Below are 15331 nucleotides of genomic sequence, written 5' to 3' on the forward strand. Positions count from 1 at the left end.
ATGAATGGCTTCTTATCAAATCTTCGTTAAGGCACATAGTAAAAAATCGTGAAAAGAGACCTTGAGTTTTTTGCAAGTTGTGAATGCATCAGTATATAATAGCTCAAATTTTAGTTATATTTGGTTGAATTATGAATGAATTGAGTGTTGAAGCACAAAAAGTTAAGGCTGCTCTAGAAGAACGGAATCTAGAAACACCAATGTGTAGTAACATGATGGATAATCATGAGCGTAAGGTTAAAATTGAAGCCCATTTTCGGGAAATTATGCAATTAATGGCTCTGGATTTGTCAGATGATAGTTTAATTGAAACACCGCGCCGGGTTGCAAAAATGTACGTTGATGAGATTTTTTCAGGGCTTGATTATCGCAATTTTCCTAAAATTACGTTGATTGAGAATAAGATGCAAGTCGATGAGATGATCACAGTACGAGATATTACATTGACAAGTGTTTGTGAACATCATTTTGTCACAATTGATGGTAAAGCTACCGTATCTTATATTCCTAAATCTTCGGTTATTGGATTATCGAAAATTAATCGAATTGTTCAATTCTTTTCACAACGACCACAGGTACAAGAACGTTTAACACAGCAAATCTTAGTTGCACTTCAAACCCTGCTTGGTACCGTAAATGTGGCCGTTTCTATTGATGCAACGCATTACTGTGTAAAAGCACGTGGTATCAAAGACGCTACTAGTACCACGACCACGACATCACTGGGTGGTGGTTTTAAAACGAATTCAAGCACTCGGCAGGAGTTTTTAAGAGCATTAAAACATGATTGATTTGCTATCACTTCATGAGGGTTCTTGATATAATCCTGCGTTCTTAAAATGATTGAAAATTTTAGTTAAAATTGGTGTAAAAGAGTAGATTAATGGAAATTATCCGGGGTTTTTGTAATTTATCGAAACATTTAAATCAATGTGTTGTGACATTGGGTAATTTTGATGGAATTCACTTAGGTCATCAGTCATTGATTTCCCGTTTAAAGCAAATTGGTAAAGAAATGAATTTACCTACTGTGGTCATGTTATTTGAACCACAGCCGTTAGAGTTTTTTAACTCTGATCGTGCACCATCACGCTTGACTTCATTTCGTGAAAAGTATCTTTTAATTGAATCATTGGGTATTGATTACTTAGCCGTAATATCATTTAATCGTTGTTTTGCTAGTATGAGTGCCGATCAATTTATTGAGCAAACTTTGATTAAGAATTTGCAAGCACAATATGTAATAGTTGGAGATGACTTTTGCTTTGGTCAAAATAGGCAAGGAAATACAACGCTATTGCAGCATTATGCGGATAAATTCTCTTTTCAATTAACATGCATGCCAACTTATGTGATTAATCATCAACGCGTCAGCAGCACAGCTGTACGTCAGGCTTTATCAAATAGTGATTTTAATTTAGCACAGTTATTACTAGGACGCCCGTATACTATAAAAGGGCGTGTTGTTCATGGTAATCAATTAGCTCGACAGTTAGGATTTCCAACGGCCAATATTCATCTTAACCGTAAAAAGCCGGCCTTACATGGTGTGTATCTTGTCAAAATAAAAGGTAACACCCTATCGCATGATTATTGGGGGATTGCTAACATCGGAATGCGACCAACCATAGCCGGTAATACAGCAATTTTAGAAGTAAATCTATTTGATTTTAATCAAGATATCTATGGTCATTGTTTGGAAATAGTATTTGTAAATAAAATACGCGATGAGATCAAATTTGACTCATTAAAGGCGTTACAAGCACAAATTGCACAAGATGTTTGCATAGCGAAAAAGATTCAGGCAAAATTTACACAGTAACTTGTTCTAAAGCTGTGAGCGTTGCTTATATTTAATGTTGTTGATAATAATTTTAATATTTAGATATGTCTTTGATTGTAATAAGTATATTCTAATCAAATTTTATATTGCCGTAACGGTGAGTAACATGCTAACTTTCAACAACCTTTTTAATCTAGTTTAATTTATTAACTAAGTCAGAATAATTTGGAATTAAATCACATGACAGACTATAAAAACACATTGAATTTGCCGGAAACGGGATTTCCTATGCGTGGCGATCTCGCTAAGCGTGAGCCCGCGATGTTGCAAAATTGGTATGATAAAGAACTTTATCGTCATATTCGGGAAGCTAAAAAGGGTAAGAAGAGTTTCATTTTGCATGATGGTCCTCCTTATGCAAACGGTAAACTTCATATTGGTCATGCGGTTAATAAAATTATTAAAGATATTATTATTAAGTCTAAAACACTAACAGGTTATGATTCTCCGTATATACCTGGTTGGGACTGCCATGGCTTACCAATCGAACAAAAAGTTGAAGAGCAAGTCGGGAAACCGGGTGAAAAGGTTACGCCAGCTGAATTTCGTCAAATTTGTCGTGACTATGCCGCTTCACAAGTCGCCATACAAAAAGCTGATTTTATTCGTATGGGGGTAATTGGTGAGTGGGATAAGCCTTATCTTACGATGAATTATGATACCGAAGCTAATATTATTCGTGCACTAGGTAAAGTGGTCGCAAATGGTCATATTATTAAAGGTGCCAAACCGGTCTATTGGTGTACGGAATGTATGTCTTCTTTGGCAGAAGCTGAAGTAGAATATTATGATAAATCTTCTCCAGCTATTGATGTTAAATTTAAAGCCGTAGATGCTTCAGCAGTAGCCGATAAATTTGGCATCAAAACTGACTTACCTATTTATGCCGTTATCTGGACTACTACACCATGGACATTGCCGGCTAGCCGAGGTATCGCGTTAAGTGCAGAAGTTGAATATCAATTGGTAGAAATTAATGCGCAAGCATGTTTAATTCTGGCTGCTGATTTAGTTTCATCTGTAATGGAACGTTCAGCAATTAGCGAATGGAAGGTTTTAGCAAGTTGTAAAGGTCGTGATTTAGAGTTACTGCGCTTTAAACACCCATTTTTTGATTTTGATGAACCTATTATTTTAGGTGATCATGTTACAGTTGATACGGGTACGGGTGCCGTACATACTGCGGGCGGTCATGGTGTAGAAGACTTTATTGTTAGTCAAAAATACGGTTTAGAGGTTGCTAATCCTGTTGGTGGAAATGGTTGTTATTTACCGGGAACAGGTGCTGGACTAGATGGTTTATTTGTTTTCAAAGCCAATAAGGTTATAGTTGACATACTTAAAAATCATGATGCATTGTTGCATTTCGAAAATATTGAACATAGCTATCCTTGCTGTTGGCGACATAAAACACCTGTTATTTTTCGTGCTACACCACAATGGTTTATTAGCATGGAAAAACAAGGTCTGCGTCAACAATCATTAGGTGAAATTAAGCAAGTTCGTTGGATTCCGGATTGGGGTCAAGCACGTATTGAATCAATGGTAGCGAATCGTCCAGATTGGTGTATTTCTCGCCAACGTACATGGGGCGTACCAATGACATTATTTGTCCATAAAGAGACAGATGAATTACACCCAAACACTTTAGAGTTAATTGAAAAAGTTGCGAAGTTAGTTGAGAAAAATGGTATTCAAGCTTGGTGGGATGCCGATATTAAAGATCTTTTAGGTCCCGATGCAGATGATTATCGTAAAATTCCAGATACTTTGGATGTATGGTTTGATTCTGGGTCAACATTCTATTCTGTCGTCAGTGTGCGTCCAGAATTTAATGGTCAATCGCCTGATATGTATTTAGAAGGTTCAGATCAACATCGTGGTTGGTTTATGTCATCGTTGATGTTATCAACAGCAATCGCTAATAAAGCACCTTATAAACAAGTACTAACACATGGCTTTGTTGTTGATGGTCAAGGGCGTAAAATGTCTAAGTCCTTAGGTAATATTGTGACACCACAAGAGGTAATGAATAAATTAGGTGCCGATATTTTACGCCTATGGATTGCATCTACCGATTACTCTGGTGAGATCGCTTATTCGGAAGAAATTATTAGACGTTCAGCAGACAGTTACCGTCGTATCCGTAATACTGCACGATTCTTACTGGCTAATTTAAATGGTTTTGATCCTAAAACTGATTTGGTGAAACCAGAAGATATGGTGGTATTGGATCGTTGGGCTGTAAGTGTCGCACAAGAAGCGCAAGCAGAGATTATTGAAGCATATGATAATTATGATTTTCATAAAGTTGTGCAACGTATCATGCAATTTTGTTCTATCGAAATGGGATCTTTCTATTTAGATATCATTAAAGATCGTCAATATACCGCTAAAAGTGATAGTGTTGCGCGCCATAGTTGTCAAACTGCGTTATATCATATAGCTCAAGCAATGGTACGTTGGATTGCGCCTGTATTATCATTTACTGCTGATGAAGTATGGCAATACTTACCGGGTGAAAAATCCAATGAGTTTGTGTTTGCTGATGAATGGTATCAAGGCTTATTCTCATTAGCAGAAAGCGAACAAATGAATAGCCAATACTGGAATCAGATTCTTCATATTCGTAGTGAAGTGAATAAAGTATTAGAACAAGGACGTAATGATAAAGTAATTGGTGGTTCATTAGAAGCGGCAGTTACCTTATATGCTGATGATCATCTATTTACTATGCTGCAATCTTTAAGTGATGAATTACGTTTTGTACTTTTAACTTCACAGGCTCATGTTAAACCTTTATCTGAGGCAACTAATAGCGTTGATACAGATATTAACGGTTTGAAGATTGCATTAACTAAGGCGGAAGGCGATAAATGCCCACGTTGTTGGCACTATACTGTTGATAATGATCCAACAACGCATTTATGTAAACGTTGTGATACTAATATTAACGGTATTGGTGAAATTCGTCGATTTGCATAATTAAACATTTTATATTTATTATAGAGGCAAGGCTGATCTTGCCTTTTTTATTGTGAGATAAATACTATGAATCAAAAAAAGGCATTGGGTTTAATATGGGTAATATTATCAGTAGCCATATTGGGGATAGATATTGCTAGTAAGTTAATGATTCATAATAATTTTCATCTTTATGAGTCGATTCGCTTATTACCTTTCTTTTCAATCACTTACGTTCATAATATTGGTGCTGCTTTTAGTATACTTGAGGGGCAACGGGGATTACTAATCGGCGTTGCAGGCATAATTAGTTTGTTTATTATCTATATGTTATACAAAAATGGTAATAGTAAAAAACTGGAAAATGCAGCATTAGCATTAATTTTAGGCGGAGCAATCGGTAATTTATTTGATCGTTTATACCATGGTTTTGTTATCGATTTTTTGGATGTGAATTTTGGCTCTTGGCATTATCCAACCTTTAATATTGCAGATTGTTCAATTTGTATTGGTATCGCAATTTATATATTTTGTAATTTTAGAACAAAAAATGGAAGTAAATGATGAAGCTCATTTTAGCTAACCCGCGAGGTTTTTGTGCGGGAGTACATAGGGCAATCAGTATTGTAGAACAGGCGATTCATTTACTTGGGGCACCAATTTATGTTAGACATGAAGTTGTCCATAATCGATACGTGGTGAATCGTCTTAAGGAAATGGGGGCAATCTTTATAGAAGAGCTTAAAGATGTGCCTGATAATGCTATTTTGATTTTTTCCGCCCATGGTGTTTCTAAAGCTATTCGTAACGAAGCTAAACAGCGGGGATTAAAGGTTTTTGATGCGACTTGTCCTTTAGTGACTAAAGTGCATATGGAAGTTGCTCGTGCAAGCAATCGAGGTGAAGAGGTAATTTTAATTGGTCATGCTGGCCATATTGAAGTCGAAGGCACAATGGGGCAGTATAGTAATGATCAAGGTGGGATTTATCTTATTGAATCAGCCGAAGATGTAAATACATTACAGGTTAAAAACGAGGATTTTCTTTGTTTTACTACCCAAACAACTTTATCAGTTGATGATACTGCTGAAATTATTGCTGCGCTAAAACATCGTTTTCCCAAAATTCGCGGACCACGTAAAAACGATATTTGTTATGCTACAACCAATCGACAAATGGTTGTACGTGATTTAGCACAACATAGCGATCTTGTTTTGGTCGTTGGTTCTAAAAATTCATCTAATTCAAATCGCCTTGCAGAATTAGCAAGGCGCGAAGGAAAGACTGCTTATCTGATTGATTTTAGTTCAGATATACAAGACGAATGGTTTAAGGATGTCAAAGCTGTCGGGGTGACAGCCGGTGCATCGGCTCCAGAAATTCTTGTTAGTGAAGTTATTCGCCATCTAAATCGGATGGGGTATAAGTCATTAGAGGAAATGAATGGCACAATTGAAGATGTCGTATTTGAAATTCCTAAAGAGTTACGCATTGAGGTTCGGGAGAGTTAATTTGATAACTTGAGTTGTTCGAATTTCTTGTGTAATTCTTCAGGTGTCTCTATATGTTGAGGATCGACAATAATTGCATTCGAAATCGGGCAAACTCTTTGACAAGTTGAATGAGGATAATATCCAACACATTCAGTACATTTATTTGGATCGATTTCATAAGTGTCATATCCCATTGAAATAGCATCATTAGGGCATTCGGGTTGACACATATCACAATTGATACATTTGGATGTTATTTTTAAAGCCATATCAATGGTTTATCCATTTTAAGAAGTAAAAACAAATATTTATAATCATTTTAAATTCCGCATAATTACAAACTTAATTTAGTAACACAAAACAGCAACGCACACCATTTTTTGCTGAGGTAAAAGCCTACATGTGTAACACAGCCCTGTATTGCTTTATAAATAAAGGAGTGGGTCAAGGTTAACACTTTAACGCAAAAGGCAATAAACATTAGCAACGATGAATATTTGACTGCTTTGGGTAAAATGGGAGTCATGTAAATTAGCTTATACTAGCGTACACATGAGAATCTGCGTTACTACCACAAAAACCTTACTATTATACATTAATAAATCACAGCACTCAAAATACGAAAAATAAAATTATTTATGCATTGAATTTAATTAGTCAGAGAAGATTACTTATTATGCCGAGTTTCCTAAATATAGGTCGCTTATAAGAATAAATTAGGTGAGTATTTAGCCATGCATCTGATTTAGCAAAAAATATTATTAATAGCTGAATGGGTATAAAGTCTGATCCAGTACATAATATTATAAAGGAATATGAAAACAGTTCGCGTAGAAAGCGGATAGAAAAAATTTAATGAGTACAGTTTCGTTACTTATTTGTGCAGAGTCAATAATGTGAAGTTGGTTTTATTGAAAGAAACGTTTTTGTGATATTACTCACAATCGACTTATTAAGATAATTGATGTATGGATTGCGACAAAATTAAATCACCTGTTCTTGGGTTATTCATAGCACGCCAGATATTTACCTAATATTACCGTGGAGTTAAATTTATTCTTGCTAGAACAGAGCATTATGTAACGCGTAATAATCAACTAATATCACCTGATTTCAATCGACCAAGAACCATAATTAGTAATATGAGATCACGCATTGAACCGTACACGCAAAATGAATTAAATTAAATTAAAACAAAGGGTTGACAACCTCGCCAACATTTAGTAAAAAATAGGTATAGTGCCATAGAAGTAATTATATAACCCTAGCTTAATCGGCTGGGGTTTTTTATTGTCTAAATATAATGCTATAGGTCGGCGAATCAGACTTTGACTCTAAAAGTTTGCGTTTGAGTCGCAATGTTCCCATTGATGATTTAGCTGAGAGTAATGCGTTCAAAAAAGTGAGTGGAGTTTTCTTTTTGTAAGTGGAAGAAGGTGTAACTGCGATAATTCAATAAGAATCTATTAAGGTCACTTAAGAATCAATATTAATACTGATAAGCCAGATAGACGTAAACGTGACTTAAATAATTTAAATAAAGCTATTTTTAAGGCGTTAGTTCACAGGGATGTATTGTTTGATGATGAGCAAATAATAGACATCATTCCGATGAACGCAAAGAAGTTATAAAGAATGGAAAAATAGAATTGGCTATTACAGAGTTAAAGGAGGAACCCAATGGTTAAGAAGCCATCAAGACGAGTAAACAGTTTTTTACTAAAAAAACGTGATGAAAAAATAGGTCCTTTCCTGAAAGAGCTGTTTTATTGCTGGGGCGTTGCAACTAGAGAGTGGACTAAATTGGGATATAACAGAAAAAATGTTATCTATAGGGCAATGGAAGAATATAAATTAGTTACCGTCAGATGCGTTTCATATGATGAATTAGAGCAAGATATTAACGCGATTAGTGAAGCTTTAAATGATTATAGTCCTGACTGTGTAGAACGTCAGATATTTACCCAATATTACCGTGGAGTTAAATTTATTCTTAATGGAACAGAGTACTATATAACTCGTAATGATGGGCAAATGTCACCTGATTTCAATCGACCAAGGAGAACAATTAGTGATATGAGATTGCGCGTTGAACTACACATACAAAATAAATTAAATTAAATTAAATTAAAACAAAGTATTGACAATCTTGCCAACATTTAGTACAAAATAGATATAGTGCCATGGGAGCCACTATATAACCCTAGCTTAATCGGCTAGGGTTTTTTATTATCGGAATATAGTGTAATAGGTCAGCACATCAGACTTTGACGCAAATAGTTTGCGTTCGAGTCACAATGTTCAAGCCATTTTTATAAGTATGAATTTAGTTTAATGGTAAGACAATGATCTCCAATACCACTATAGAGGTTTGATTGCTTTAGCGCATGTTAAAGTACATGGATAATCGATTAGGTCAGTGGAAGAAATGCGCTGATTAACCTAATTTGATAAGAATGGAGTAAGCGCGGACACAACACGTTAAACCGATACAGAAGTGCCACAAAATTCTATTCCTTAATATTTAACATGCGCCCACGATGTACAGCAACACACCGAAGGTAATCAATGCTCATGACGTGAATAACAAGCAAAGATCCTAACATATTACACGATACCGTTCATAATCATAAAGCGTCCGTCACTATCACGTCACTGTCGTATAGCTTGATAGTCTTCAAAAGAACGCTATGGATTTCCTAAGTATAAGAAATACAACGAAGGTGGCAATCGGGTAAGTAAAATAAAAAAGCAGTTTATATCCAAAATCAAGATTACAGCGACATTGCAAGAAGATTTCCGAAATCCTAATGCTTTGAGGTGTAAAGAGCTTGCGGAAGTAATGGCTGAAATAATTGAATCACAAGGGTTTCAGCAGTAATTAATGACCTATCAAGTAAATCTAGAAAGAATCACAGAAATTATTACCTTTCCAGTTCTGGGTGATAACGCAACGGTTAATTGTAATGACATGTTGATGTTTACATTCATCACGAAAACATCAAAACGCCTGTGATTTAGAAAATAACCAAATTTGAAACTAAAATAGAACGATTATAGGAGTTTAATGTGACTATCAGTATTAAACAATATAACGCAAATACATCAAGTTTAGGCGTCAGTAATAGCGTTCGCCAACATGATTTAATTTTGCGATTTTCTTCACCCAAGCCCGCTATCTCTCCAGAAGTAGTACTCAAATTTTCAATATCAAATAATGTAGGTGATTATTTGGAATTTGGTAGCGGGTATTGCGTATCTACATATAAACCATTTGGTTTTGGTGGATTTAACCAAAACTATAACCGTGCACCATTCTGGAATGGTGACAAAGCCGGCGATTATTACGGCTATATCACTTTTTATCATGATGAGATAACTAACATCACATATGGTGAGCTTTTCGTTAATGATAATGATATTTCAAGGGATAACATTAATGTGCTAGTGACTTATACGGACCGCAATAACAATACGATTAGCCGTTATTTTGTCACTGATAAAAATGGGAAATTTTCAGATGATCACAAATTAGAAGGTATTTATGCTGTTGTGGGCAAAGCACAGTTAATGACGCCAATTAGTAGCACGATCAATATTATTTCACGCCCCATTCCGCTACTCCTAAAGTTTGAAAATAAAAAAGCATTAATGACTGAAGATCATCAATTTGTTCTTATAACAGAAAATAATAATTATCTAACCAAATAGGATTAACCAAATGAAACAAAAATTTTATAAAACACCATTTGCGGAAAATGGTGATAAGGTAGAAATTGCCGAAAAAACCACAAGTGACGGAACCGTTAGTTACCAAGAGGGTTGGAGCGTTGACTATCAGCGAGACATGGAAATAGACAAAAATGCAAAAGCTGTTGAGCGTGATGTTATGAATGGAATATTAAATGATATTACCTCAAATATTAAACAATACCAGACCATGGCTTTTCCAGAATTCATTACATCAGAGGATAATGATGGAACGCCATTTTTGTATACAGCAGGAACGGTGGTTAGTTATCGGCAAAATGAGACAGAAGATTTTAAAAATTATGTTTCACTTGTGGATAACAATAATTCAACGCCGGGAGAGGATAGCGAAAAATGGCAAGAGTTTATATTTGCAGAGGCCACCTATAATGAAATAAAAAATGGGACAAGTAAAACTAAAATGATAACTCCACGCAGGCTAAAAAAAGCAACAGAAGAACTTGAAGAAAAAATCTCTGAAACACTAAAGATTGATAATAATTTATCTGATTTAAATGATGTTGAAACAGCAAGAAATAATTTAGGACTAGGTGATTTAGCTAAAAAAGACGCGCTTAATGCTGATGATGTGGGTGCCTTTGCTGTGACTAGTCATTTTCTCGATGACATTATCAATCTTGATGATGTCACAAGTAACGGAGTGCATAGTCAAAATGTAAGCAGTAACGCAACATTTGCTAACAACTACCCAATCGAGGAAGCAGGTTCATTGATTGTCATTAAAAATGGTGTTGATGCTACTAGTTGCCGCCAAATATATTTGCCGTACAACTCAACATCAGAATTCCGTCGATACGGATTGGGTAGTCCTATCGTGTGGTCGCTTTGGGAAGAAAAAAAAATAACGGGACCCAAAGTAGAATTAAAAAAGGTTTCAGATTTGCCTAATGCTGACGATATTAAACCAGATGATTTAGTGATGGTTGTGCAGGATAAAGATGGGGTATTAACCTCCTCAAAATCCACGACTGAAGCCATGAAGACTTTTTTTAATACGGGCGTAGTAAAATCAATCAATGGAGATATTCCTGACGAGCAAGGTAACATCAATGTGAAGACTGGAATTGATGAAGCACCTGATAATGGTTTTTCATATATTCGCAAAAAAAAGAAATGGGTAAGCACAAATGAAAACGTGATAGAAAGTGAGTATATTATTGATGCTAGGTATAGCGCTGATGATTGTAAAGACCTTATTCTTGATTTTCGGCTTAAGAATATTTTCAACCTTATTCCTTGGGAAAAGTGGGACAGTTATAATGAGTTTATATCTGATTATACTTCGGGTTATTTGTTTAGAGAGAATGTTGAAGTTAGACCTCCCAAAGAAGGGCGGGTTATTATTTTGTTTGATGATTTAGAAGGAGATTGGAATAATAAAACTTATAAAACGGTTGCTGTTTATTTCGGTGTCGGTGTGAAGGTTTTATTGAGAAGGTTATTGTTTGAGTATATTCAAGTCAAAGATGGTAATGGTAATATTGAGTATGAGGATTATTCGGCAGAAATTCGGGAGCCGCTAGTTGGTATAAATGATCTAAGTAAGACTCCTCCAGATATACAATGGCGTAATCCTAATATCAGCGGTATGGCCAGTGAATATTATTATTATGATGGTAAAGAATCCTATAATTTTTACTTTAGCATAGATGAAAAAATTACATCACAAGTTTATTCTTTCGTTGATTATAATTTTTCATTTTCAGATTACAACGATGATGATGATATGAGTATAAGCCTTTCTGCTAGGCTAAAAAAACTTATCGAAGAATTAAAAATAACACATGATATTAGTTCTGGTTTACGAATTGATTATTTGACACCAACCGATGGGGTTTATGTTAGCGTCTCTGATGAAACAGAGAATGGTGTAACCTCGCCAGTATTTTCTGATATATTGTATCCTAGTCGGACAACATACTCAGCACACTATAATTATAACACTTATCAGAATATTAAAGATTACGAAATTAAATTTAGCGATAACAAAGTATTAATTTTCCCAACAGATGTGGAAGACTATGCCTGGGCTTTAGTTTATCAGAAATCCTATCCTAATAGAGATAATAAAATGTTCCCGTATTCTCCTTCATTTACTTATGAAAATATAAAGTTTGCAGATCAAGATGATCCTATAAATGTCGGTTTTAACCTAGTTCTTATTAATAAGAATACGTTAAAGCCAGTAAAACTAGCTGAATTTAAACAATGGGTATTAGAAAAACGAGATGAGTATTTAGAGCAAGTTTCATCCTCATCGACAAACAAGTATTTTAAGTTAACTTTTCCAGTTCTTTATTACGGTGGTCAGTTTAGGTTCAAATATTACAATGCAGACAAAAGTGGGACTAAGTATTGCCGTAATGTTTATCTGGATATTCCAGATTCTGTAGATGCGTTTTCTTTAATGAGTAGTTGTGATAAGTTATCTTACGTTAATCCTCAAACAGTAGTACCAGAACTTACCTTTATATCGAAACGCACACGCCCAGACTATAATAATTTTTATTTTCGATATAACTTCACTGCACCAATCAATGATGATTATATTGGAGAAAGTGAATTAACAGGAACAAGAAATTATTATGTCAAAAGAGCAAGGACATTAGTAAGAGCTGAGATAGTCCAAAATGGAGAGTATTATTCTTTTGGGATGAGTTGGGTCAGTTATAAGATAGGGGTTGATGGGAGTGAAACTTCTAGGGAATGGCGAGGTTTTCGTGATGAAAATGGAGCGTATTTACTAACTCAATCAAATAGGTATTTAACAGCTGATTCCGATATAGATTTTAATCTTGGCGAGCGTAATGAGCTTACTTTTATTCTTTACGCCAAAGATTCAGCAATCAACCCTGACGGTTCATTCAAAAAAGTAGTGTTGAGACTAACATATAATGATGGTGTTAAAACCACAGTATTTGAAGAAGAATTACAACCAGAAAAATAGGAAGATATAATGTATAAAATAACAATTTTCAATAAGAATGGTAAAAGAAATATTGGCTTAGAGAATTTTTCGTTTTCATTAAATTCTGATACTGGGGATATAGAGCTATACTCCTTTGGCGTTTTGCAAGAGTCCTTTGGCAGAAATTCTGATATTCGAGTTGTAGATGAAAAAAACGGTAAAATTCTTTTGATACTGAAAGGTTTTTAATAAAATAAATTATTTGCATTGCTTATTTTATATACTCAATTGATCCTAGCAAATTTTTAAATCTAACTATTTCTATTCTGTATTTTTCACCGTTATAAAGAATCATGTTGTCATCCTAAACGGCAATCAATTATGTATACACCGTTTTTGATGACCGCATTTTTATCATGGTTGAAACGAATATAGATGGCTTTAATGTATTCAATAGTGATCATGTTAAGAGATTTAAATTAATTAATGCTTATTTAATGATATATTTTTTTAGAGTGAGTAAATCAAGTATTGATATAACTGCAATACAGCTCGCAAATAGATGATACATTCGCGTTACTAAATTTATTTATTGCACAGTAACGCGAATATTATTTATTACAATGCTATTAATGACGCTATATTGTGTTTATTGGTTTATTTATTTTTGTTTTGTCAGATGTATCACAATTGATACATTTGGATGTTATTTTTAATGCATAGTGAATTGGTTTTTAACCTAGAAATAAATAATGATTAGTTAAAAGATCGGTTGAATGGTACATTATTCCTGATATAAAAAGCGTAGTATGCAACACGAAGATTTGAATGTGATTTATTCAGTGTTACATTTTTGTTTTTCTTGAGCTAGTTTTTTTTCAGCTAATGCTAAAAAAATGATGCCTAATATAATAATAATAGCCCCTAAAATTCTATTGATTGTCAGTTCTTCATTAAAAACAAAGACAGATACCAGCATTACGGAAATTAATTGTAATCGTGATGCAGCGAAAGCAGGTCCAACGGGTACTTTTTTTAATAAAATCATCCAAGTTAAGAAAGCGCCTATATAACTTAAAGAAGTAATATAAATCCACTTGTTTGTTAATATACGGACTACCCATGTAATGTTATAATTAAGAGGCTGAGCATTAATTGCACTAAATTTAAAACCTGTTTGCCCTAAAGTATCAAAAAAGAGTAGGCAGATAAAACCAATAATATACAATTTCTTCATTAACCAATTCCTACCAGTACAACACCACATGTAATTAAACTGACACCAATCACACGATAGCTCGTTAGTTGCTCCTTAAATAAAATTCGACCACAAATCATAATGGTAATGATATTGGCTGAGGCTAGCAAAATAGCTTGTGATAAAGGCATATAACTAAGAAATGCAATCCAAAGTAAAAAACCAATACCGTAGGTTGCTATACCAATCCAAAGCCAATAATTAAAAAGTAAGTCAACCCAATAACTAAATCCCTTACGAGTTTTAGATGATATCGCAGCGTATTTAAATGCGATCTGTCCAACTGTATCGCAACATAAATTCCCCAACCATAATAAAATCATCAATAATGTCATAATCTTATCTACTAGTCTTCACAATGACATGATTGGCATAAACCATGAATTTCAATCACACTGTGCTTGGTTTGAAATTGATACTGTGATGCCAGAATTTTAAGCGAGTCTTCAATTTGAGTACTATTTGTTTCTAAAATTTGTTTGCAATTATCACAAATAAATAAAATAGAAACATGGTTAAGTTGCCCAAAGTGAGGACATATAATATAACTATTAGTTGATTCAACTTTATGAATAAAACCTTGTTGCAGTAGGAATTCTAACACCCGATAAATAGTAGGAGGTTTGGCTTGTGGTTCTTCAACTTTGAGTAAATCAAGTAAATCATAAGCACTCATTGCCTTTTGAGCATTTAACATAATCATTAGTACGGTTTTTCGCTGTTTAGTCAATTTAATATTCCGTTTTCTACAAACGTTTTCTATTCCACTAATGATGGTTAGGTTTTGTTGAGATAGTTGCATATTTAATTCATCGTATTTTTACTGGCATTAGCACGTCTACGCCTTATTTCTTTCGGATCATTGATGAGTGATCGATAAATTTCGATCCGATCTCCATCTTTTGGTAAATAATCTAAATTAACCAGATTGCCAAAAATACCAATTTTATGTTGATCTAAAACAAGATTGCATGTTGTAACAATATTAGATTTCTTAATTGCTTCTAATGCAGTTGAACCTTCGTTAATCTGTACATCAACGATAGTTGGGTTTTCTGGTAATGCATATACAATTTGAATATTAATCATCATAG

At 34.3% G+C, this 15331-nt stretch carries 15 protein-coding genes and 1 pseudogene; 11 read left to right on the forward strand and 5 right to left on the reverse strand.

Translation table 11 applies throughout. The features are described from left to right. Nucleotides 1-131 precede the first annotated feature (131 nt). The 5 genes from folE (at nt 132) to ispH (ending at nt 6318) form a co-directional block, all read left to right on the forward strand. Nucleotides 132-791: a GTP cyclohydrolase I FolE gene (gene folE / locus FPB0191_RS03100; protein ID WP_039103958.1), complete on the forward strand. Its 660-nt coding sequence runs from the start codon at nt 132-134 to the stop codon at nt 789-791. A 92-nt stretch (nt 792-883) separates the two neighbouring features. Continuing rightward, nucleotides 884-1822, forward strand: a complete 939-nt coding sequence (gene ribF / locus FPB0191_RS03105) for a bifunctional riboflavin kinase/FAD synthetase (RefSeq protein ID WP_039103960.1) — start codon at nt 884-886, stop codon at nt 1820-1822. A gap of 201 nt (nt 1823-2023) precedes the next feature. Beyond that, nucleotides 2024-4828: an isoleucine--tRNA ligase gene (ileS, locus tag FPB0191_RS03110; RefSeq protein ID WP_039103962.1), complete on the forward strand. Its 2805-nt coding sequence runs from the start codon at nt 2024-2026 to the stop codon at nt 4826-4828. Nucleotides 4829-4894: 66 nt separating this feature from the next. Continuing rightward, a complete protein-coding gene (lspA, locus tag FPB0191_RS03115; RefSeq protein ID WP_039103963.1) occupies nt 4895-5371 on the forward strand; it encodes a signal peptidase II in 477 nt (158 codons plus the stop codon). Continuing rightward, nucleotides 5371-6318, forward strand: coding sequence for a 4-hydroxy-3-methylbut-2-enyl diphosphate reductase (ispH, locus tag FPB0191_RS03120; protein ID WP_039103965.1), 948 nt, complete (start codon nt 5371-5373; stop codon nt 6316-6318). The genes lspA and ispH overlap by 1 nt, the downstream gene beginning before the upstream one ends. On the opposite strand, the gene FPB0191_RS03125 is transcribed toward ispH, so the two are convergent. Continuing rightward, nucleotides 6315-6569 (reverse strand): YfhL family 4Fe-4S dicluster ferredoxin, encoded by a 255-nt coding sequence (locus tag FPB0191_RS03125; protein WP_039103967.1) that lies wholly within the window; start codon nt 6567-6569, stop codon nt 6315-6317. The two genes, ispH and FPB0191_RS03125, sit on opposite strands and share 4 nt — an antisense overlap. Before the next feature lie 1219 nt (nt 6570-7788). On the opposite strand from FPB0191_RS03125, the gene FPB0191_RS12505 reads away from it, so the two are divergent. The 6 genes and pseudogenes from FPB0191_RS12505 to FPB0191_RS03150 all read left to right on the forward strand — a co-directional run bounded on the left by FPB0191_RS12505 (nt 7789) and on the right by FPB0191_RS03150 (nt 13228). Further along, nucleotides 7789-7932 carry a RusA family crossover junction endodeoxyribonuclease gene (locus FPB0191_RS12505; protein ID WP_419185257.1) on the forward strand — a complete coding sequence of 48 codons (144 nt, stop codon included), beginning with the start codon at nt 7789-7791 and terminating at the stop codon, nt 7930-7932. A 48-nt stretch (nt 7933-7980) separates the two neighbouring features. After that, nucleotides 7981-8421: a hypothetical protein gene (locus tag FPB0191_RS03130; RefSeq protein WP_039103969.1), complete on the forward strand. Its 441-nt coding sequence runs from the start codon at nt 7981-7983 to the stop codon at nt 8419-8421. A gap of 571 nt (nt 8422-8992) precedes the next feature. Next, a pseudogene (locus FPB0191_RS12510) lies at nt 8993-9181 on the forward strand (hypothetical protein); the annotation flags it as partial. A 188-nt stretch (nt 9182-9369) separates the two neighbouring features. Further along, nucleotides 9370-10011 (forward strand): hypothetical protein, encoded by a 642-nt coding sequence (locus FPB0191_RS03140; protein WP_039103971.1) that lies wholly within the window; start codon nt 9370-9372, stop codon nt 10009-10011. A 10-nt stretch (nt 10012-10021) separates the two neighbouring features. After that, nucleotides 10022-13018 (forward strand): pyocin knob domain-containing protein, encoded by a 2997-nt coding sequence (locus tag FPB0191_RS12255; protein ID WP_052236721.1) that lies wholly within the window; start codon nt 10022-10024, stop codon nt 13016-13018. Between the two features lie 9 nt (nt 13019-13027). After that, nucleotides 13028-13228 (forward strand): hypothetical protein, encoded by a 201-nt coding sequence (locus FPB0191_RS03150; protein ID WP_039103973.1) that lies wholly within the window; start codon nt 13028-13030, stop codon nt 13226-13228. A gap of 586 nt (nt 13229-13814) precedes the next feature. Here FPB0191_RS03150 and FPB0191_RS03155 read toward each other — a convergent pair. From FPB0191_RS03155 to FPB0191_RS03170, 4 genes are read right to left on the reverse strand one after another with little or no spacing between them, the layout of a single operon-like run. Further along, nucleotides 13815-14216 carry an EamA family transporter gene (locus FPB0191_RS03155; RefSeq protein ID WP_039103975.1) on the reverse strand — a complete coding sequence of 134 codons (402 nt, stop codon included), beginning with the start codon at nt 14214-14216 and terminating at the stop codon, nt 13815-13817. Next, nucleotides 14216-14572, reverse strand: coding sequence for an EamA family transporter (locus FPB0191_RS03160; protein ID WP_039103976.1), 357 nt, complete (start codon nt 14570-14572; stop codon nt 14216-14218). Before FPB0191_RS03160 ends, FPB0191_RS03155 begins: the two co-directional genes overlap by 1 nt. 11 nt (nt 14573-14583) lie before the next feature. Further along, the gene (gene zur / locus FPB0191_RS03165; RefSeq protein WP_039103978.1) at nt 14584-15039 is read right to left on the reverse strand and encodes a zinc uptake transcriptional repressor Zur; all 456 of its coding nucleotides are present in this window, start codon (nt 15037-15039) and stop codon (nt 14584-14586) included. A gap of 2 nt (nt 15040-15041) precedes the next feature. Next, nucleotides 15042-15329 carry an RnfH family protein gene (locus FPB0191_RS03170; protein WP_039103980.1) on the reverse strand — a complete coding sequence of 96 codons (288 nt, stop codon included), beginning with the start codon at nt 15327-15329 and terminating at the stop codon, nt 15042-15044. Nucleotides 15330-15331: the final 2 nt, after the last annotated feature.

This window comes from Frischella perrara, assembly GCF_000807275.1.
GTDB classification, from domain to species: Bacteria; Pseudomonadota; Gammaproteobacteria; order Enterobacterales; family Orbaceae; genus Frischella; species Frischella perrara.